Raw genomic sequence first — 20,696 nt, forward strand, 5'->3', positions numbered from 1 at the left:
ACCTGTCTTAGCAGAGACTCTTCAATGTACAACCACACCTGTAAAATCGTTGGCGTGCTCAGTGATGACTTTAGCCACCCTGACACTGCCGCCCGGCTCAGTGAAGTTAACCGCCAGCTCAGCGCACGCGGCTGTGCTGCGCTGCTGGTTGATACCGCTGCGGAAGATCGCGCCAGGTCGCTGCTGCCGCTGCTGAGCGCCGCCCTTCACCTTTCCGGCAGCTTTACTCCCGCCTTTCGCACGGCCGCAACGTCCATTCCGCTTATCGCTCTGGCAGAGCTTCAGTCAGACGGCTTTGCTGCCGGTGCTGAAGTGGGTCAGTTACTGCTGGCGCAGGGCCACCAGCGTATCGGCTATCTGCATCAGGCCGTCGGCAGCGATCCTGCACGCGTGGATGGCCTGAGCAGCGCGCTGGCGACCGCAGAGAGAGTGCTGCATCAGCAGCTGGTTGCCGGAAAAGGCCAGGACCGGGAGAGCGGCTATCAGGCGATGCTGGGCTACCTGAAACGTGCGCGCGCGTCGGAACGTATTCAGGCGCTGTTTTGCGATAACGATCTGCTGGCGTTTGGGGCGCTACAGGCGGTGCGGGACTTCGGTCAGGGCGCGCATGTGGCCGTTGTTGGCTTCGGCGACAGCGACGAGGCTGCCGCGTCAACCTGGCATCTGACCAGCTGGGCACAGCCGCGCGCGTTGCAGATCGCGGAAGCGCTAAACCGCCTGTTGCTGAACCGTAAGGACGAGCGCGGTGCCTGGCAGCAGGGTGAACTGCGGGTGCGCCACTCCCATCATGGTAAAGCGGTGCCGGGCGAGATGGCCCAGTGCGGCTGCGCGATCCGTCACTGATAACAGACCCGCGCTGCGCGGGCCTGTGTTTAACGAAAGCTATTTACGCGCCAGCGTTATGCCGTTAGTTTTATTCAGCGTAATCTGCGCGTTGTACTCTTTTGGCAGTCGGCGAGCCTGATAGAATACCCGGTGCCAGTAAGGATTGGTGAGGGCGGAGCGTATCACCCCCTGGCTTACAGAGGCGTGGAAAAAGTGCTGGTCGGTATCGTAGAAGCCAACATGCATGCCGCCGCCAATGCGGAAAAAGACCAGATCGCCCGGCTGTAAATCGCGCGGCGCAATGCGTTTCCCCATCTTCAACAGTTCAGTGGTCGTTACGCGATCCATCGGCAGGTTAAAACGATCTTTTAACGTGCGCCAGACAAAACCCGAGCAGTCAACGCCAGAGAGTTCAGTCCCGCCCCACTGATACTGTGTGCCGTGCCACGTGTGCATTTGATCGTGCAGCGCCGCTACCACCGGGATCAAATCGGGCTGATCGCCGAGGCTCTGCTCATCGATCTGGGTGTGATTTTGTGCGGATGTGTCACTGGAATGGCGGGAACAGCCGCCGAGTAAAAAGGCAGACGCTAACACAAGCGTCAGCAGCGGTCGCAGAGTCTTCATCGTGTGGGGTGAAACCCTTAACAGGTGGCGTGGTAGAGGACTTATAGCCTAATTCCGACCTTCACTAAACCTGCCCTGCGGCCGCTTTACGATAATTTACAAAAGAAGCGCTGCTCGCCAGTTTTTCGTTGATTTTATAACAAATAATGGCGCTCAGCGTGCTGCTGTCAGCGATTCAATAACGTGGGTCAGATGCTGAATCACCTGCTGGGCCGCACGCGAAAGCTGTCGTGCGGGTGCGCAGCAGAGCGCCAGCGTCAAAGGGCGAACGCTGCTGTCGCGAAGCGGCACAAAGCAGAGCGTTCCGCGATCCACCTCATCCATTACGTCCAGCAGACTCAGTATGCTGATACCGCTGCCCTGCCTGATCAGGGATTTTATCAATCGTATGTCATTACAGGTGATGACATTTTCCGGCTGCAGGCTGTGTCGGCGATAAAGCATCTCAACTCGCTCGTGGACCACCAGCGGTGCGCCCGCCACAATATGTCGCTCTGCGCTGAGCTGACCGGCAGAGAGCGTGGTGTGGTTACCGAGCGCATGGCCGGCGGGCAGCACCACACCAATCGGTAGTTCGGCAAAGGCCATTACGCTCAGCCCCGCCTGCCCCTGTGGATCCAGCATCAGCCCGGCATCCAGCTCCGCCAGTCGTACCTGCTCACCAATCTGCGTGCTGTCGTGTACGCTGAGATCGAGCCGTAGCCAGGGGTGCGACTGCGCGATGTGCGACAGCGCATCGGCAATCGCCCCTTCGTTCAGCGCCTGAATCAGGCCAAGACTCACGTGCCCGCGCCGCAATCCCTGAATCTCATCAAACCGCTGACGGGTTCGCTGATATTCGCGCTGCCAGCGCCGCACATCATCAAGCAGCAGCTCACCGGCACTGGTCAGGCGCATACCGTCGGGCAGGCGTTCAAACAGCCGCATACCCAGCTCCTCTTCTGCCTGCAAAATCTGTCGGTTTATTGCCGAAGCGGAAACGTGCAGCTGCTCGGCAGCCTTACGCAAACTGCCACTGCGCGCCACCTCAAGAAAGTAGTGAGAAAACCGTGAAAAAGGGAGCATGTTTGACCTGTTCTGTTTTACGCAACACATCGCTGAAAAAACGATGATGGATCGCCGCGCCCTGCTCTGTCCACAATGTTCTCATCCTGTTGCTATTGAAGAAGAGTTACTGCTATGAAACAGCCCTCGCCTCCTGCTCACTGCACTTTTGAACCCGACGACTGGCTGCGTCTGGCACGCTGCTGGCATCCGGTCGCGCGCCTGTGCGACGTTGGTGCTGCCCCTGCCAAAGCGGTACTGCTGGATGAACAGCTGGTGATCTATCGTATTAACGATCAGATCGTGGTGGCAAAAGATGTCTGTCCGCATCGCGGCGTGCCGCTGACGCTCGGCTTTAACGATGAGCACGGCATTATCTGCCCTTACCACGGGCTGCGCTTTGGCGAAGATGGCCGCTGTAACCGCATTCCCTCCAGCCCGGATCAGCCGATACCTGCCAAACTCAACCTGATCAACTTCCCGGTGGAGGTACGTTTCGGACTGGTCTGGGTTTGTCTGGCTCCGGATGCGGAAAACCCTGCTCCGCTGCCAACCATGCCCCACTGGCACGACGACGGTTTTCAGCAAATTACCTGCCCGCCCTTTGACGTCGCAGGATTTGCCGGACGCCAGGTGGAGGGCTTTCTTGACGTCGCCCATTTTGCCTGGGTGCACACTGAAACGTTCGCCGACGCCAGCAATCAGGCGGTGCCGCCCTATAACCCGGTGGAGACCGACTATGGCTTTGCGGTGGACTACTGGAGCTCGGTCTCTAACTACGCGGCGGGCTCCGATCGGCAGGCACCGGAAGGCTTCCAGTGGCTGCGCCATTTTGAGATGCATCTGCCCTTTACCGCAACGCTGACGGTCCATTTTCCCGATGATGCCCGTCTGGTGATTATGAACGCGGCCTCGCCGGTCTCGGCGCGTAAAACGCGGATGTTTGCGCCGATTGCGCGCAATTTCGATCTGCATATTTCAGTAGAGGAAGTACACGCCTTTAACCACCGGGTATTTGAGGAAGATCGGCTGATGGTGGAAACCCAGATGCCGGAGCGTCTGCCGCTCGATTTGACGCTGGAGGCCCATATTCCTGCCGACCGCAGCTCCATCGCCTACCGTCGCGGCCTGAAGAAACAGGGCTACGGCGAATTTTTCCTGGTATAGAGGGCAGAAGAGATGACGACCTTTACGGTGACTGTTGACGGGCTGTCGCGCCAGGGGCGACACGCCATTGCCGTGAGCCTGGTACGTGAAGACGGCGAACCGCTGCCGCGCTGGGAGGCGGGTGCGCACATTGATCTGCATCTGGGCAACGGACTGATACGGCAATATTCGCTTACCGGCTCGCCCGCACGGCAGGATCGCTATCTGATTTGCGTTGCCCTGGCTGTCGCGTCACGCGGTGGTTCACGTGCGGTCCACCAGCAGCTGCGTCTTGGCCAGCGGCTGACCGTTTCCACGCCGCGCAATCTGTTTCCGCTGGTAGCCGCGCAGCGCGTCGTGCTTGTCGCTGCCGGTATCGGCCTGACGCCACTGCTGGCTATGGCGGAACAGCTGGAGGCTGACGGCGTGCCGTTTTCCCTGCACTACTATGTGAAGCAGCGTGAAGATGCTGCCTTCGCCCGTCGGCTACTGCATCCTTTCCGACATGGCTATAGCGAGCTTTTGTGCAGCGCCGATGGCAACAGCCCGCGCCAGCATTTGCCTGAGGCGATGCGCTCACCGACGCGCGACACTCATCTCTATCTGTGCGGCCCGCAGGGCTTTATGACGCATATGCAGCAGCAGGCGAAGTCGCTGGGCTGGCAGGCCGGGCAGGTACATTCAGAGGCATTTGCGGCGGCGCTACCGCCTGTGCAGGCAGAGAGTGAGAGCTTTGTGGTCACGCTGGCCTCGTCCGGTGCCAGCTGGCCCGTCCCTGCCGACAAAACCATTGCCCGCGTGCTGCTGGAGAACGGCGTCGATGTGCCGCTGTCGTGTGAAATGGGACTGTGTGGTGCCTGCCTGACGCCGGTGCTCTCGGGCGAAGCCGATCACCGCGATACCGTTCAGTCAGAGGCGGAAAAGTCCGCTCCGCTTCAGCATATTGCGCTGTGCTGCTCGCGCAGCCGCAGTAAAGCGCTGGTAATTGACCTGTAGCTTCTACACTTAATGGTATCGCCCCGATACAAGGAGATGCCATGAGTCAACGTTTGCACAAAACCGCCTTTCCGGTTAGCAAGGCGCGTAAATATCTTGAGCCCGGGCCGGTGCTGCTGCTCAGTTCGCAGTTTGAAGGGCACAGCGACATCATGACGCTTGGCTGGCATACGGTGCTGGAGTTCTCGCCGTCGCTGGTGGGCTGCATGATTTCCGGCATGAACCACAGTCATGCGCTGATTCGTGACAGCGGTCAGTGTGTGCTTAACGTCCCCTCCGCCGATTTAATTGATAAGGTCGTGGCAATCGGTAACAGTCACGGCGACAGGCTCGACAAGTTCGATGCGTTCAGTCTGACCCCCGAACCGGCCAGCGTGGTCAACGCGCCGCTTATCGCGGAATGCTTCGCCAGCTTTGAGTGTCAGCTTTATGACGACTCAATGGTCAATAACTACAACCTCTTTATCTTTGAAATCGTTAAGGCGCACGTCGCCGACGAGCCTGAATTTCCCCCCACGCTGCACTATACGGGCGAAGGCCGTTTCACCATCATGAGCGACCGGTTACTGGATCGCAGCGGCCAGTTTAAACCTGAGATGCTGATTTAGGCCACGGGCGTTGATTCTCACCTGCGGCGGGTTGAAAAGCGGCAGCGCCATCCCTACTCTCTCTTTTCACGACCTCGACAGGAGTTAAGCATTATGGCAATCGAATACGCAGTGATCGCAGGCGGCTGTTTCTGGTGTACCGAAGCGGTATTCAAAGATGTGATCGGCGTGGAGTCGGTTGAAAGCGGCTATACCGGCGGCGCGCGCCCTCACCCGACCTATGAGCAGGTATGCAGTGGCGCAACCGGTCATGCAGAAGCGATTCGCGTGGGTTTCGATCCGGAAAAAGTCAGCTACGGTGACCTGCTGGACATCAGTTTTGCGACTCACGATCCTACCCAGCTTAATCGCCAGGGCAACGATATCGGTACTCAGTACCGTTCAGCGATCTTTCCGGCCACGCCAGAGCAGGAGGCGGAAGCCGTCGCGGCCATTGCGCGCGCGCAGCAAGATCATCAGGACCCGGTGGTCACCACCATTGAGCCGCTGAAAGAGTGGTATCCGGCCGAGGCCTACCATCAGGATTACTGGGATGGCGCGGGCCAGCGCAACGGTTACTGCCTGGCGGTGATCCCACCCAAATTACAGAAGCTGCGCAAAAGCTTCGCTAACCGGGTCAAGAGCTAATAGCCTGGCAGCGCGTCGCCCGCTGTCGCGCGCCGATCTCAGCCCCACGTAAGTGGGGCTTTTTTTATCAGGCGGCCGAGCGGTTGCGTTTTAACCCAATCAGCGTCGGGAAGATAAACAGCGACTGTCCCAGACCCCGGTTAGTTACCGACCATACCGCAACCGAACAGAGCGAACAGATACCGACGATGGCCACCGGATAGAGACAGGCCCAGAGCAGAGAGAACCAGGCGTGCTCAAACAGGTGATGACGCTGGGCGAAAAGGATCGCCGACATGCCAAAGAACTCGATAAAAATGCGGTGGATGACATAGATCTGTAGCGTATTGCGCCCCACCCAGTTCAGGAAGCTCATGCGAAAGTGCTGATTAAGCCAGCGGCAGGCCGCCACGCTCACCAGTATCGCAATCACACACATAAACAGGCTTTTATCCAGACCCATAATGACATGAATACCGGCCAGCGCCGCCAGCACGGCCCAGGGAACAAGGTTTTCGCGACGCCATTCACTGAGGCGCAGCATCGCGGAACTCCAGAACACCCCCAGCAGGAAGAACAGGAAATATTGCGCAACGCTTTGCGGTCCCCAAAAAGGAATAATTTTCTCAACCGCAAGGTAATTCAGCGCAACCGCCACCACCAGCAGGGCCACTTTATACTGGCGGAAAATTTTGGCGCAGAGGAAATATAAGCCCAGCCCGTAGAGATACCAGGAGGTGCTCATGGCCATAAAGGTGAGTTTCAAAAACTCAAACAGTGAGCCGGCATAGGCAGCGTTCAGGTTCTGAGAAATGCGCTGGCCGGTTATTTCGGTAGAGATACCGACAATTGACCACCACTGAATAAATCCCCACAGAATATAGAGGTAAAACAGATTGGTAATGCGACTGGTAAACACACGTTTCCAGGGACGGTTAAGTATTCCGTTGGTTGCCAGTAGCCCGGAGACAAAGAAAAAGGCGGGCATACGCAGCGGTGATAATACGGTATTAAACTGCACCCATATTTCAGCCGGAAGCCAGCCGGCAGAGAGGTACTTCAGCGTCCCTTCAAAGCCCGGCAGCACGGTGTGATAGAGCACCACCAGTAATATACAGGCTCCCTTAAGGGTATTTATCCACAATATTTCATCGGGTTTAGTCTCGCTCATAACCGGACTCCTGCTGTGTAGGTCAGAAATTCAAAACGAAAAGAGAGATTTGAAGTGACGTTTTTAGGATTATCCAGCGATTATTCTCGATTCCCCTGCCGCTGACTCTAGCGAAACTCTTAAAAGTTTTGCGCTGGCCCTGAATGAACAAGGCTTTACACGATTCGGCATTTCTTTACGTTCAGACCACATCGCACCTTTTTTAGTTTGCTGTTAATCACTAAGGAAAGAAAGCAACAAATTATGACAGGACTTTCCCGGAAAAATAAATAGGAGTAAAACCGCCTCACCAAAACCACAAATTGATATACCCCACCAATTTATTTTAACCCTCTGCCCCAAATGGTTTAAGGAATAATAAAAAATTATGATAAGCGAAAAAAAGCAATAAATAATGGCGCTGTCAAAGAGGCCGAAAATAAATAGCGCTGGCGGTTGACGGCGTATGCGCCTGCTTGTTGCCTGCATCTCCCGCACCAGCCGTAATACAAGACGGAGATCCTTCGATGCGTTACCAGCAGGAGAGCCGCGGTGCAGCGGCCCGCGGACTCCGCAGCCGCGGGCAGAGAAACAGCGTGCGCTCTGGCCTGTAATTCGATAGTGGCCCTGCCAGCAGCGAAATCGTCTTCCACAGCGCCACGCCACACAGCGGCATCCGCAGCACGCTGGCCCAGTCAGACGCCCTGCGGCCAGACCAGCCGTACTGCAACGCCAGCTTTCGCCTGTCGAGTGCCAGCAGTGTGCTAAAAATGCGACACAGCGCGCAGAGTTACCGCCTGCTGCGGGCCACGCCAGGCCAGGCCAGCGCCTGTTAAACCGCTGACAGCGCACACGCCAGAACAGGGTACGCGATACGATAGTCAGCAGGCAGGCGCAAGGATTTTTGTTGCTTCTGGTAAAGGTAAAGCGCCCCCGGAGAGGCGCTGGCATTACGGGTTGAGGAATTTGTCGAGGAACTGACGCGTGCGCGCCTGCTGTGGGTTGCTGAACAGCGCTTTCGCTGCGCCCTGCTCTACAATACGCCCCTGATCCATGAAGATGGCACGGTCTGCCACGTCACGCGCAAAACCCATTTCATGGGTGACGATGACCATGGTGCGTTTCTCCTCTGCCAGGGCGCGAATAGTGCTGAGCACCTCGCCGACCAGCTCAGGGTCGAGCGCCGAGGTAGGCTCGTCAAACAGGATCACTTCCGGACGCATTGCCAGCGCACGGGCGATAGCCACGCGCTGCTGCTGACCGCCAGAAAGCCGACGCGGGAAACTGCTCTCTTTGCCCGTCAGACCGACCTTCTCCAGTAGCGCCCTGGCGCGCGACTCCGCTTCTCCTTTCGGCTCGCCTTTGACTATCACCGGCCCTTCAATGATATTTTCCAGCACCGAGCGATGCGGAAACAGATTGAAGTTCTGGAAGACAAAACCAACCTGCTGGCGCAGCTTACGCACCTGCTCCTTCTGCCTGGTCTGCGCCAGCCTGGCGTCGATAGCGACCGCCCCTACCTTGATGGTGCCGCTGTCCGGCGTTTCCAGCAGGTTGATGCAGCGCAGAAGCGTGGTTTTGCCCGATCCGCTGGGGCCGATGATCGCCACGACTTCACCTGATGCCACTTCCAGATCGATACCGTGCAGCACCGTCTGGCCGTTAAAGGTCTTCACCAGTTTGCTGATTTCAATGGCGCTCATTTCGCCTCCTCATCCTGACGGTTGACGTGCCTTTCCAGCCGGTTTTGCAGCGCCGACAGCACCGTTGCCATCACCCAGTAGATGAGCGATGCCGCCAGATACATGGTGAACACCTCCAGCGTGCGTGAGGTGATCAGCTGCGCCTGACGGAACAGCTCTGGCACCTGGATGGTGGCAGCCAGCGAGGTGTCTTTAACCAGGCTGATAAAGCTGTTGCCGAGCGGCGGCAGCGCAGTACGTGCCGCCTGTGGCAGGATCACCCGGCGCAGCGTCTGCCAGCGGGTCATGCCGATACTCGCGGCCGCTTCCCACTGTCCCCGCTCAATCGCGGCAATAGCGCCACGCAGCGACTCCGAGGCGTAAGCAGCCGTATTCAGCGACAGACCGATCATGGCGGAGGGCACAGGATCCAGCTCAATACCGAACTGCGGCAGGCCATAGTAGATCATAAACAACTGGGCGATCAGCGGCGTGCCGCGAAACACCGAGACGTAGAATCGCGACAGCAGCGCGATCGGCCAGAAGTGTGACAGCCGCATTAACGCCAGCACGAAGCCGAGCACCAGGCCAAAGAACATCCCGCCGATGCTCAGCTGCAGCGTAAAGATCGCGCCTTTCAGTAAAAAAGGTGCTGAGTCCAGCACCAGCTTGAGGCTTTCCTGCATTACCTGGTCACATCCGCGCCAAACCATTTTTCAGACAGTCTGGTCAGTGAACCGTCTTTCTGCATCGCAGCAATCGCCTGATTGATAGCGTTCAGCAGATCCTCATTGCCTTTACGCAGCGCCACACCCGCTTCCAGCCGCGAGAACGGCGCGCCAGCAACGGCCATGGTATCACCGGTTTTCTTCACCAGATCCAGCGCAGCCAGACGATCCACCAGGATCGCATCCAGACGATTTGAGCGCAGATCCTGATATTTAGTCGGATCATCATCGTAGGTGCGGATATCCACGCCCTTCACGTTGTCGCGCAGCCACTGCTCATAGTTGGAGCCCAAACCTACACCCACTTTTTTACCGGCCAGATCCTCGGGTTTGGTAATGGAACCCGCTTTGGCTTTCAGCGTCAGCGCCTGCACGCCAGAGATGGTGTACGGCGTGGAGAAGTCATACTTTTTCTTACGCTCGTCAGAGATGGTGACCTGATTGATCACCACATCGATACGCTTTGAGTCCAGCGAGGCCAGCATGCCGTCCCATTTGGTCGGCTGCAGTTTGGCTTTGACACCCAGATGCTGTGCCAGCTGCTGGGCGAATTCAACTTCAAAGCCGGTCAGTTTGCCGTTTTCATCCTGAAAGCTAAACGGTGGATAGGTGCCTTCCAGACCGACGCGCAGCTCACCTTTATCTTTTACCTGCTTAAGCAGATCTTCAGCTGCGTGCGTCCTGATGTTGACACCGGCAAGCAGTGCCACCGCCATCACGCTCATCGCCAGATGGCGACCAACACGAGAAAAATTCATATTTACCCCATTTATTAGTATGTGATGTGTGTGTTTACAGGCGTCACAGCCGTGGTGCCTGGTCTGGCTAAATAACTCGCGAAGTATAAACGTTTTTTTTCTGCCTGCTCAGACCGAAGGATGATAAGCAAATAACGCCGGTGCCCCACCAGTATGCACAAACAGCAGCGGCCCTTCACGACGAAAACGGTTCTGGCTGATGCCGTCCAGCAGGCCAGCCATCGCTTTGCCAGTGTAAACCGGATCGAGCAGAATGCCTTCCAGCCGCGCCAGCAGTTTGACTGCCTCCATGCCCTCTTCGTTTGGCTCACCGTAGCGCGGCGCAAAGTAGTCATCCCACAGCGTAACCGGCGCGCTGCTGGTCACTTCCAGCCTGCTAATCAGCTGCTGCCGCAGGCTGTCAACGACCGGCATCTGCTGCTCCACGCTGCGCGAGACGGTAACGCCGACCAGCTCGGTATTGGGCAGTAACTGCTCCAGCCCGACCGCCAGGCCGGCGTGGGTACCGGCGCTGCCGGATGCCACCACGACGGCGGCGAAATCGACCACGCCCTCGCACTGGTGCGCAATTTCCTGGGCACACTCAATATAGCCCAGGGCGCCAAGCCAGTTTGATCCGCCGACCGGTACAATGTAGGGGCGAAAACCCTGCGCCTCCAGGCGCTCCGCCTGCTCGGCCAGCTGTGCCGCAGGATTCGATAGCCCCTCCACCAGCACGGTTTCACAGTCAAAGAGATCCAGCAGCAGCCGGTTACCGTTACTGAGGTAGTTTTCTGCCTGGGTGCCAATAGGATTTTCCAGTAGCGCAACGCACTTAAGACCGAGTTTAGCCGCCACGGCGGCAGTCTGGCGCACATGGTTAGACTGAATGGCACCGGCGGTCAGCAGGACGTCAGCGCCCTCGCGCAGCGCGTCAGCGGCCAGAAACTCCAGCTTTCGCAGCTTGTTGCCGCCCATGGCAATCGGCGTGACATCGTCACGTTTTATAAAGATATCCCGGCCAAGATAGTCGGAAAGACGCGGCAAATGCTCCAGGGGCGTCGGTGCACCCAGCAGTTCAAGACGGGGAAACTGATGAAGAAGATGTAAAGACAATGTGGCCTCCGGGGCTGTCACAGTAATCTCTACAGTGTTACAGAAGTTGCGTCAGGGATCATCTGCGGCAACAGGGAAAAGACGAGGTTGCGGCGAAGGATGCGATCGCCGCGTGATTTTTAGCGGCAGGCAGCCTGACCGCACGGCTCTCTGGCTGTCACACCCGGACCGACGATCGCTGAACCGTCCCTGCTGTTGCAGAGACGTCCAGATGAGCTGCGCCCACGTGCTAGCTGCGCTGCCACCCCAAAAACTGGTCATATTTACGCAGCGCGATGCGGTAGTTGTTATTACCGGCATCGGGCAGATCTTGCGCCAGGCACTCGTGCCAGCTGTTGCCGCTTAAGCGATCAGCCGGGAAATTTTTAGCCTTAAGCATATCGTCCAGGCGACGCAGCCGAACCACATATTCGCGGATCGTGCTGTGGCTCATTTCCGTCTGCTCAAACAGGTATTGTTTGAATGCCATAATGTCGAAGTAATTAGGATGCGTATTGCAAAAAATATCACTGCAAAAACGGCACAGCGCAGTCAGTTCTGGCTGTAATTTCAACCACAGTGGCTCATCAATCATCTGGTCCATGCGCGCAATGGCCTCTTTGTTGATGATCTGACCGCGAAAGACCAACGCCATGCGGTCCAGCACTTTGCCACAGTGTGAACAGTGGCTTTGGCTATGTTTGTAGTCTTTAAGATAACGGCTTAAAGGTCTGGCTTTGGATTTGGCTCCCATTGCTGAGTCCCCGGTTTTATTATTTTTAGTCGCCAGGAACTGAGACCCTCAGCGCGCTCCCGTAAGTCGGGCACGCAGGCGTTTGATGGCCTGACTGTGCAGTTGACTGACGCGTGATTCCCCCACGTCGAGCACCGCTCCAATCTCTTTCAGGTTCAGTTCTTCCTGGTAGTACAGTGTCAGCACCATTTTTTCGCGATCGGGTAAGGCTTCGATCGCGTCAATGACGCGTTCACGCAGATTCCCTTCCAGCAACTGATGCAGCGGATTAGCTTCTTCGTGCCCTTCCGTGACCAGCTCCGCACTGTCGCCGTGTTCTTCCCGATACTCGTCGTAGGAGAAAAGCTGGCTGTTATTGGTATCGAGCAGGATCTGCCGATACTCCTCCATTGAAACATTCAGCCGGTCAGCGACCTCCTGCTCGGTGGCCGCACGCCCCATCATCTGTTCGACCTGATGCATTGCACCTGCCACCTCGCGCGCGTTGCGGCGCACGCTGCGCGGTGCCCAGTCGCGGCTGCGAAGCTCATCCAGCATTGCGCCACGGATGCGCTGCACGGCGTAAGTGGTGAATGCTGTCCCCTGCAGCGCGTCGTAACGCTCCACAGCATTCAGCAAGCCAATGCCACCGGCCTGCAGCAGATCGTCAAGCTCAACGCTGGCTGGCAGACGCACCTGCAGACGCAATGCTTCGTGGCGCACCAGCGGGACGTAGCGCTGCCAGAGCGAATGTTTATCCATCACGCCTTCGGCGGTATAGAAATCGTTCACGTTGACTACCCTGCGTTAATGAAGTTATCGGCAGGATTATCCAATTCTGTAGGGGGATCGATTGGCTGAATAGGCGGGCAAAAGCGAGGTTATTTCATTTTTGTTATGTCAGAGAGCGGTTTGTTCCGCTCTCTGAACAGCGTTTAGCCGCTTACGCGCAGACGCTGCCGCGTGGCAGGCGGCACACGGTCCCAGAGGGCGCAGATCTGCCCGTCCAGAGAAGCATAATGATCAAACACCTTTTCCCCCAGTTTTTCACGGTCAAAGCGCAGACGCCCCTCTGGAAGCTCAATGAAAAGTAAACTGTTATCAAACAGGGCATGCAGATCTTTGCGCAGGCAGAGGCCATTATCTGTACTGTTATCGCGGAAATAGCTGCCATCGGCGCTCTTTGCTGAATCAATATGGGCTGCATCAATCCAGCAGGAGGCCACCTGCTCGCTCAACGGCAAACCGGTGATCACACAGGCGCCATAGCGCTGTCGCACACGGCTGGAAAAGAGGTGCTGCTGGGTACGCACCCAGACCTCACGCCTGACGCGCCTGCCTGCCTCTTCCGCCGCCTCCACAGGCCGCGCGGCGGGAGCAAGCTGAAGCACAAACTCTATGCTGCGCGGCGATTCCAGCACCGGCACCAGACCGTTAAAAAGCTGCCAGCGCACCTCACCTGACCGGTTATCCGGCTTCAGTCGATACCCCTTCGCGGCCAGCTGCATCTTTAATGCGTGACTGTGAGGAGAGAGCAGCTCCGCTACCTGCATCTCCCCTTCCACAATCCAGCTGTCGCCTGTGAGCGGCTTGCGAAATACCCAGAACGAAGCGTGCAACTGCCGGGCATGACTGAGCCGATCAAAGTAATGCCTGTAGTCATTGTCACCTGCGATAAAGAGAAACTCATCCAGATCGCCGTTGATGCGATCGTGGGCGAAGAGCGCCCGCACCCGCGTCGCCTCATTACCGCGCGAGGGATTCAGCATTCCGCCTGTAGTCAGGCCGGCTTCATCCGGGTTATGCCTACGCCAGCGCAGCGCAATCTCACTGAACGGCAGCGTCTCGCCTTGTTGAAACATTTGTCTTCCTTACTGATTAGTGTCCGGCGCTGGCCAGATAGATCCGTGTTTTTTCTGGCACCCGGTGCCAGAGTTTGCAAATTTGCCCATCGAGCAAGGCGTAGTCCTGTTGCAGCGTCGCCTCTTCCATTGCCTGTTGCTGAAAACTGACCTGCCCGGTTTGGGCATCGATCTTCAGTAATTTACTGATAAACAGGCGCTGCAAATCGCTGCGCAGAAAGAGGCCATTATCCGCGCTGTTATCGCTAATCAGCCCCTCTTCGTTTTCTGCCTGCGAGATGTAGCAGGTTTCCACCCAGGGAAAGGAGGCGTTATCTGCCACACGCGTGCCGGTAATCACGCAGCCGCCGTAGCGAGCCTTGACCGCTGCCAGAAACTCCGCCTGACTGGCGCGCTGTAGCACGCTGGCTTTAACGCGCCGTCCCACCTCCATCCCCGGCATCACTGCCGTCGGGACGGTATGCTGCGGCGTGCTCAGTACCACCATAAACTGAATGCGGCGCGAGTTCGGAAAGCAGGGCTGCGACTGCGGATCGAAGAGCTGCCAGTAGGCATCCTGCTCATCCTCACGCATCAGCACCAGCTGATAGCCACGGCTGGCAAGCAGCTGGTGTGCGGTGGGCGAACGGGGATCGATCATCGCGTAAACCCGGCTTTCGCCTGTTACCTGCCAGAGGTTGTCGCGCTGCGTCGCTTTGCTGCGGCGAAAACAGGCGAAAGAAGCCTGCGTTTTCATGTAGTGCTCAAAACGGCGCAGGTAGTTCTTACGCTCGTTATCGTCAGAGATAAAGAGCAGATCCTCCAGCGGGCTGTTGCTCTCCTCGCTGGCAAAGACCGCGCGGATGCGCAGCGTGCGATAGCTGGTAGAGGGGCTGAGCAACCCGCGCACGGTCAGCGCTTTTTCATCGGGATGCTGCTGCGCATAGCGCAACGCAATCTCTTCAAAAGTGAGCTGCTGACCCGGTAACAAGTCATAGTTGAAGCGCATAAACACTCCAGAAATAAAAGCAATCAGGCAAAAAGCGTGGTGGTGTTGTAAAAGGTTATCGGCAGGCTGGCGGGGATCTGTAACAGTATGGGATCAACATCGGCGCGCAATGGCGCCAAATCAATAGCTGTACGCCTGTGCACCTACAGCTATGGCTGTTGTTGTTACGTCAGCAGATAAATCAATGAAAGGTCGTCATTGACCTTACCCTTGTCTATCTCGTCAAGAAAGGCCTGCTCTGACAGGCGATCGTGTTTTGTCAGTGAGTGATAGCTGTAGATAATATTGATCATATCATCTTCAGTCATCGCGCCCTGCTGTTCAGCGCAGGCAGCCAGGAGAGACTTTACTAAAAACCATTCGGCGGTCAGAAAATAGAGGCTGGCCAGATTGCCGGGCGTATTAAGAGCAGGAAAGCCGTCGCTATAGAGGCGGTATTGCATATAGTTACGCATAATATGGGGACGTTCGACCAGCCAGGGTAACACGTTTTCTTTCCAGACGCGGTCGAGGCGCTGCATAAATGCATGAACATCACCTTCATCCTGCATGTCGGTGAGCATCGCATATAAGCGATCAGCGTAGCGCTCCCATGTTGCTCCCCCCCGGGCAGCCCGTTTCTGCCTGAGATAAGCCAGCAGGCGAAGCAGTAACTGCCACTGTAGCCGATAGTCTGGCTTAATGTTGTCGAGGCACGTCTGGATCTCGCCGCTCTCAAATGCGTGTATAACCGAGAGCGCGTAGGCTTCAGTTTTCGCATACTTCTCCGGATCGTTTTCCTGCTTATCCAGACAGAGAAACAGCTGTGCAATCCCGTATAACCCCTGCTGCACATGAGGGCCGCAGCTGAGCAGAATATGGCTACAGAGCAGATTAATAAAGCGTGTTTCCTGATTTAGCGCCGGTGCAGAAAAACCGCGCGCGCGCAGCAGGGTACGTTCTCTGAGCAACATCGCATCGCTGTTCAGCAACAGGTTTTTCACCGCCTCTGGGCAGGATAACGTCAGCGTCTGCCTGACTTCATAGCGGGTGACTTTTTTTATTCGGGGATAATTAGCGCAGGTAGGACTTAATTCACTGGCTCCCAGCACGGAATGAATACGACATAACCTTTCCTCATCCATAAAGGCACAGTCGCCCTGTTGCGAAAAACGTATTTTGCCCCAGTGAGCGTAGCTCTTTTTCGTTTTAATAATATTGTCTTTCGCAATGGCCCTGATGTCAGGATGTTTGCTGTTTAAATAATTTTTAACTGTCGGCTTGTCCAGAATGATATTCCAGCCTTTACAGCAGTGTTCACGACACGCGCTGCCAGTACATTTGAAGTCGTTAAAAAAAACGGGTTCGAGCAGTGAAACCTCTTTCATAACCTTCCCTGCCGTTGCTCAAGGTGTAAAAAACCAACCGGCAGAGCATAGCAAACTTCCTCTGTGCGCTATGGTTGCAGCAGCAGACACTCATGCAGGTTTTTCGGGGCATAAAAAAACCCCGCCGGAGCGGGGTTGTCAGGCTGTTCACCCGAGGGCGATTAGCCCTGCAGCAGAGACAGAACCTGCTGCGGAACCTGGTTAGCTTTCGCCAACACGGAGTTACCCGCCTGCTGGATGATCTGTGCTTTAGACATGTTTGAAACTTCGGTCGCGTAGTCAGCATCCTGAATACGAGACTGGGCTTCAGACAGGTTGGTGGTGGTGTTGTTCAGGTTGGTTACCGCTGAATCCAGACGGTTCTGAATCGCACCCAGTGAAGAACGGAACTTGTCGATGCTGCTGATAGCTGCGTCCAGAGCCGCCAGCGGATCAGAGGTCGCAGTACCTTCGCTGGTTGCGTCAGTTGTCAGTTTACCGTCAGCGGTAACGTTTACTGCCGCACCAATAGTCGGAGAGTAATCTTTGTTAGTGTCAGTCGCAGACGCATAACTTGCTACGGTTACCGCGCCGTTATCTTTGTTAACGGCATAAGATACGGTGTAGCTAGCGACGTTAGTAATAGCACCTTTATCATCCTGATACGTTGCGTCAGATGATTTACCAGTTGCATCGAAGGCCAGCGTTTTATTCATCACGCCAGAATTCATTGTAATGGAAGATGTTGCGGATTTAGTTGCAGCCACAACCACATCAGAGCTTACTGTTGCTTTGTAAGAAACGATGCCAGACGCAGCAGGAGTACCACCTGCTGCAACGGTATAGTCGGTGCCCTTAAAGCTCAGAGATGCACCGTCGGCATTTTCACTCGCAATTTTAAGCAGTGAAGTCATGTCTGCAGCAGTGGTGCCGGTTGCATTGTTTGTCGTCAGGTTGCCACTATCATCTACATATGCAGCCTTGCCACCGATGGTGATGTTGCCTGATGAATCAGTGTCGAAGTTAACTGTGCCAGTTTTAGTAGTATAAGTACCACTTTCAGTTTTACCTGGATCTGCTTTCAGGCTAGCAGCTAATGCATCACGATTACTTGTTTTATCCGTCTCAGTAGCGCCAGCAGTAGTTTTAGTGGTGCTGAAGTTACCAGCTTTGGCATCATAAGTGTAAGTCGCACCGCCAACAGTCACTGTATCACCCGTAGACAGCTTGCTGATTGCCGCGTCAGTGGTCAGTGCCTTATTGGTGGTGGTCAGGTCATAATTGCCTGTGGTTGTGTTTAGCGTTGCGCCAGCTGAGTTCAGGTCACTAACAGTTGCAGCTTTGTTAGTGATGGTTCCGCTGCCGTTTACGTTAAAGCCGTTCAGACCCAGAGTTGAAGAGTCAATTTTCTTCAGGTCGATAGAGATGGTCTGGCCATCGTTGGCGCCAACCTGGATTTTCATGGTGCCGTCTTTTGCCAGCACGTTCACGCCGTTGAACTGGGTCTGACCTGATACGCGGTCAATTTCGTCCAGACGGGATTTGATTTCGTCCTGGATGGAGTCCAGGTCAGACTGGCTGTTGGTGCCGTTCTGAGACTGTACGGTCAGTTCACGTACACGCTGTAAGTTGTTGTTGATTTCAGACAGTGCGCCTTCGGTGGTCTGCGCAGCAGAGATACCGTCGTTAGCGTTACGTGCAGCCTGGGTCAGGCCATTGATGTTAGAAGTAAAGCGGTTGGCAATCGCCTGACCAGCAGCGTCATCTTTTGCGCTGTTGATACGAAGACCAGAAGAGAGACGCTCAATTGAGGTAGACAGAGCAGACTGGTTTTTGTTGATGTTGTTCTGAGTGATCAGCGAGAGGCTGTTGGTATTAATGACTTGGGCCATGATAAATATTCCTGTTAATCAAGTCTTTCGGTTAAGGTGTGGGCTTCAACCCGCCGGCTTCAGCGCCGTCAAAGTTGTTATCGTCTGCCCTTAAACAACCTTTAGAATTTTTTTAGGACCAGGCGGGATTTTTTTCCTTCAACCTGTCACGCTTACCTTTATCGCCATCAGCCGCCACTTCTTTAGTCTTTATTCACCGCTTTTCTAGCGACAGAAATACCCCCCTCTCTGTGCGCTATTCGCGTTATCACACGTGCATCAATAACTTTAAACTTTTCTCATTCGCCGCCGATAACCCCGGTATTCATTCTCCGTGTCGACATGATAAGGAAACAAGCATGGCAAGCATCTCTACCCTGGGTGTCGGTTCAGGCCTGGACTTAAGCAGTATTCTTGACAGTATGCAGACGGCAGAAAAAGCCGCTCTAAAACCTATTTCTGCCCAGCAAAGCTCTTTTACTGCAAAGCTGAGTGCCTATTCCACGTTGAAAAGTGCCCTGACGACCTTTCAGACGGCCAATACCAAGCTCAATAGTGCGGACCTGTTCACCGCAACAACGGCGACCAGCAGCTCCAGCGCCTTTAACGCCACGACCTCTGGCAGCACTGTGGCCGGTAAATACAGCATTAGCGTGTCGCATCTGGCGCAGGCGCAAACGCTGACGTCAGATATCGTAAAAAGCAACAGCACTGCACTGGGTGACAGCGCAGCCAGCAGTCGCACCATGAGCATTACGTTAAAAGACGGTTCCAGCAAAGACATTACTCTGTCCAGTGAACAAACATCGCTAACCGGGATGCGCGATGCCATTAACGGCGCAGACGCCGGGGTGACCGCCAGCATTATTAAGGTTTCAGACGGCAGCTATCGTCTCTCCATTACCTCAAGCGAAACGGGATCAGCTAACGCTGTCAGTACGATTAAGGTGACAGGCGATGATACGCTGCAAGGCATTGTTGGCTACGACGCCAGCACCAGCAGTAATGGAATGACCGAAAGCGTCGCTGCGCAAAATGCGAAGCTAACGGTCAACAACGTTGATGTTGAGAGCAGCAGTAACACCATTAGCGATGCGCTGGAAGGCATTACCCTCAACCTGAACGATACGACCACTGGCAACCAGACGCTGACAATCACGAACGACACTTCAAAAGCGAAAACGGCGATAACCGACTGGGTGTCTGCTTACAATACGTTGCAGGACACCTTTTCGAGCCTGACGAAATATACCGCTGTTGATGTAGGCTCAGATTCGCAGAGTAGCAGCAATGGCGCCCTTCTCGGCGACAGCACGCTGCGCACCATCCAGAGCCAGCTAAAAAGCATGCTGACTAACACCGCCAGCTCTTCAACCTTTAAAACGCTGGCACAGATAGGGGTCACCTCCGATCCCACCACGGGCGAGCTGGAGCTGGATGCTGACAAGCTCAGCAGCAGCCTGACATCCAACATGTCCGGCGTAAAAGAGATGATTATTGGCGACGGCAAAACCACCGGGATTGCGACCAGGGTTGCCAGCAACCTGACCAGCTGGCTCTCCAGCACCGGCATCGTCCAGTCGGCCACCGACGGCGTGAGCAAAACGCTGAATAATCTCACCGATCAGTACAACAAGGTGAACGATCGCATTAATAATACGATTGCGCGCCTCAAAACCCAGTTTACGCAGCTGGATGTGGTGATGAGCTCACTTAACCAGACCAGCAGCTACCTGACACAGCAGTTTGAGTCGTCAAGCAGCTCCAGCTCCAAAAACTGATTTTAATAAGGAGTGATGATGTATACCGCAAACGGTACCCAGGCTTACGCGAAGATCGGCGTTGAAAGCGCCGTGATGAGCGCCAGCCAGCAGCAGCTTATCAATATGCTGTTTGATGGTGCGCTCAGTGCGCTGATTCGTGCCCGTCTTTTTATGCAGGACGGCAATATTGAGGGCAAGGGCCTTTCCCTGTCTAAAGCCATTAACATAATCGAAAACGGGCTCAAGCAGGGTCTCAATGAAGAGAGCGGCGATGAGCTCACCACCAACCTGCTATCGCTTTACGCCTACATGGTGCGGCGGCTTCTGCAGGCAAATATTCGTAATGACGTGGAGGCCATTGTTGAGGTCGAAGCGCTACTGCGCAATATTGCTGATGCCTGGAAAGAAGTGGCTTCGCCTCAACAACTGATTCAGGACGCCGTTTAATGATACTTGCACCGCAGCTGATTGCCATTTACCAGCAGTTACTCGATCTCAGCCAGCAAATGCTGCGTCTCGCCACTCAGGGCGAGTGGGATGATTTGATCAAAAAGGAAGTGGATTACGTCAGCGCGGTGCAACGGCTGGCGCGAACAACCGAAGCCGCCTCACCTTCCGCGCAGGCACAGGAGCAATTGCGTCCCGTGCTGCGCCATATTCTTGATAATGAAGGTGAAGTGAAGCGCCTGCTACAGGAGCGCATGAACGAGCTGGCTACGCTGGTTAACCAGAATACGCGCCAGCAATCAGTGCTCAGCGCCTATGGTAAACAAGGCAGCGTGATGGTACCCATGGAAAACTCACCACTTCCCTGATCCTGAAACGCACCGCGTCAGTGAAAATAATTTTTCTGCCGGTGCGTCTTTTTTCTACCGTGCTCCATACTTGC

21 protein-coding genes are annotated in these 20,696 nt (G+C 55.5%); 8 read left to right on the forward strand and 13 right to left on the reverse strand.

Features of this window, described 5'->3' with window-relative positions; translation table 11 throughout:
• Positions 1-24: 24 nt before the first annotated feature.
• Complete coding sequence (locus tag HP564_RS05255; protein WP_371240920.1) at positions 25-843, forward strand: substrate-binding domain-containing protein; 819 nt, start codon at positions 25-27, stop codon at positions 841-843.
• A gap of 39 nt (positions 844-882) precedes the next feature.
• Here HP564_RS05255 and HP564_RS05260 read toward each other — a convergent pair whose 3' ends face one another.
• Positions 883-1,443, reverse strand: coding sequence for an NlpC/P60 family protein (locus HP564_RS05260; RefSeq protein WP_371241981.1), 561 nt, complete (start codon positions 1,441-1,443; stop codon positions 883-885).
• 162 nt (positions 1,444-1,605) lie between these two features.
• Entirely contained in the window at positions 1,606-2,517 is a 912-nt protein-coding gene (locus HP564_RS05265; RefSeq protein ID WP_371240922.1) for a LysR family transcriptional regulator, read from the reverse strand.
• A 114-nt stretch (positions 2,518-2,631) separates the two neighbouring features.
• Between HP564_RS05265 and hpxD the strand changes: the two genes are divergently transcribed.
• The 4 genes from hpxD (at position 2,632) to msrA (ending at position 5,873) form a co-directional block, all read left to right on the forward strand.
• Positions 2,632-3,663: a molybdenum cofactor-independent xanthine hydroxylase subunit HpxD gene (gene hpxD, locus HP564_RS05270; RefSeq protein WP_371240924.1), complete on the forward strand. Its 1,032-nt coding sequence runs from the start codon at positions 2,632-2,634 to the stop codon at positions 3,661-3,663.
• A gap of 12 nt (positions 3,664-3,675) precedes the next feature.
• A complete protein-coding gene (locus HP564_RS05275) occupies positions 3,676-4,638 on the forward strand; it encodes a 2Fe-2S iron-sulfur cluster-binding protein (protein WP_371240926.1) in 963 nt (320 codons plus the stop codon).
• A 41-nt stretch (positions 4,639-4,679) separates the two neighbouring features.
• Complete coding sequence (locus HP564_RS05280) at positions 4,680-5,246, forward strand: flavin reductase family protein (protein ID WP_371240928.1); 567 nt, start codon at positions 4,680-4,682, stop codon at positions 5,244-5,246.
• Positions 5,247-5,339: 93 nt separating this feature from the next.
• Positions 5,340-5,873, forward strand: coding sequence for a peptide-methionine (S)-S-oxide reductase MsrA (gene msrA / locus HP564_RS05285; RefSeq protein ID WP_371240930.1), 534 nt, complete (start codon positions 5,340-5,342; stop codon positions 5,871-5,873).
• 67 nt (positions 5,874-5,940) lie between these two features.
• On the opposite strand, the gene HP564_RS05290 is transcribed toward msrA, so the two are convergent.
• The 11 genes from HP564_RS05290 to HP564_RS05340 form a co-directional block, all read right to left on the reverse strand.
• Positions 5,941-7,023 carry an acyltransferase family protein gene (locus HP564_RS05290; protein ID WP_371240932.1) on the reverse strand — a complete coding sequence of 361 codons (1,083 nt, stop codon included), beginning with the start codon at positions 7,021-7,023 and terminating at the stop codon, positions 5,941-5,943.
• Between the two features lie 929 nt (positions 7,024-7,952).
• The gene (tcyN, locus tag HP564_RS05295; protein ID WP_371240934.1) at positions 7,953-8,705 is read right to left on the reverse strand and encodes an L-cystine ABC transporter ATP-binding protein TcyN; all 753 of its coding nucleotides are present in this window, start codon (positions 8,703-8,705) and stop codon (positions 7,953-7,955) included.
• Complete coding sequence (gene tcyL / locus HP564_RS05300) at positions 8,702-9,370, reverse strand: cystine ABC transporter permease (protein WP_371240936.1); 669 nt, start codon at positions 9,368-9,370, stop codon at positions 8,702-8,704. Before tcyL ends, tcyN begins: the two co-directional genes overlap by 4 nt.
• Complete coding sequence (gene tcyJ / locus HP564_RS05305; RefSeq protein WP_371240937.1) at positions 9,370-10,170, reverse strand: cystine ABC transporter substrate-binding protein; 801 nt, start codon at positions 10,168-10,170, stop codon at positions 9,370-9,372. Before tcyJ ends, tcyL begins: the two co-directional genes overlap by 1 nt.
• Before the next feature lie 108 nt (positions 10,171-10,278).
• Positions 10,279-11,265, reverse strand: coding sequence for a D-cysteine desulfhydrase (locus tag HP564_RS05310; protein ID WP_371240939.1), 987 nt, complete (start codon positions 11,263-11,265; stop codon positions 10,279-10,281).
• Between the two features lie 229 nt (positions 11,266-11,494).
• Positions 11,495-11,998 (reverse strand): flagella biosynthesis regulatory protein FliZ, encoded by a 504-nt coding sequence (fliZ, locus tag HP564_RS05315; protein WP_371240941.1) that lies wholly within the window; start codon positions 11,996-11,998, stop codon positions 11,495-11,497.
• Between the two features lie 48 nt (positions 11,999-12,046).
• Positions 12,047-12,769: an RNA polymerase sigma factor FliA gene (locus tag HP564_RS05320; RefSeq protein WP_371240943.1), complete on the reverse strand. Its 723-nt coding sequence runs from the start codon at positions 12,767-12,769 to the stop codon at positions 12,047-12,049.
• 143 nt (positions 12,770-12,912) lie between these two features.
• Positions 12,913-13,839: an HNH endonuclease gene (locus tag HP564_RS05325; protein ID WP_371240945.1), complete on the reverse strand. Its 927-nt coding sequence runs from the start codon at positions 13,837-13,839 to the stop codon at positions 12,913-12,915.
• A 16-nt stretch (positions 13,840-13,855) separates the two neighbouring features.
• Positions 13,856-14,827 (reverse strand): HNH endonuclease signature motif containing protein, encoded by a 972-nt coding sequence (locus tag HP564_RS05330; RefSeq protein ID WP_371240946.1) that lies wholly within the window; start codon positions 14,825-14,827, stop codon positions 13,856-13,858.
• A 164-nt stretch (positions 14,828-14,991) separates the two neighbouring features.
• Positions 14,992-16,194 (reverse strand): flagellin lysine-N-methylase, encoded by a 1,203-nt coding sequence (gene fliB / locus HP564_RS05335; RefSeq protein ID WP_371240948.1) that lies wholly within the window; start codon positions 16,192-16,194, stop codon positions 14,992-14,994.
• 161 nt (positions 16,195-16,355) lie between these two features.
• Positions 16,356-18,065, reverse strand: a complete 1,710-nt coding sequence (locus HP564_RS05340; protein WP_371240950.1) for a FliC/FljB family flagellin — start codon at positions 18,063-18,065, stop codon at positions 16,356-16,358.
• A 338-nt stretch (positions 18,066-18,403) separates the two neighbouring features.
• On the opposite strand from HP564_RS05340, the gene fliD reads away from it, so the two are divergent.
• From fliD to fliT, 3 genes are read left to right on the forward strand one after another with little or no spacing between them, the layout of a single operon-like run.
• Positions 18,404-19,825, forward strand: coding sequence for a flagellar filament capping protein FliD (gene fliD, locus HP564_RS05345; protein ID WP_371240952.1), 1,422 nt, complete (start codon positions 18,404-18,406; stop codon positions 19,823-19,825).
• 18 nt (positions 19,826-19,843) lie between these two features.
• On the forward strand, positions 19,844-20,254 hold the full coding sequence (fliS, locus tag HP564_RS05350; protein WP_371241983.1) for a flagellar export chaperone FliS: 411 nt from the start codon (positions 19,844-19,846) through the stop codon (positions 20,252-20,254).
• Positions 20,254-20,622 carry a flagella biosynthesis regulatory protein FliT gene (gene fliT / locus HP564_RS05355; protein WP_371240953.1) on the forward strand — a complete coding sequence of 123 codons (369 nt, stop codon included), beginning with the start codon at positions 20,254-20,256 and terminating at the stop codon, positions 20,620-20,622. The genes fliS and fliT overlap by 1 nt, the downstream gene beginning before the upstream one ends.
• The last annotated feature ends 74 nt before the right edge of the window (positions 20,623-20,696 follow it).

It is taken from the genome of Pantoea sp. KPR_PJ (genome assembly GCF_041386365.1).
Lineage (GTDB): Bacteria > Pseudomonadota > Gammaproteobacteria > Enterobacterales > Enterobacteriaceae > Pantoea.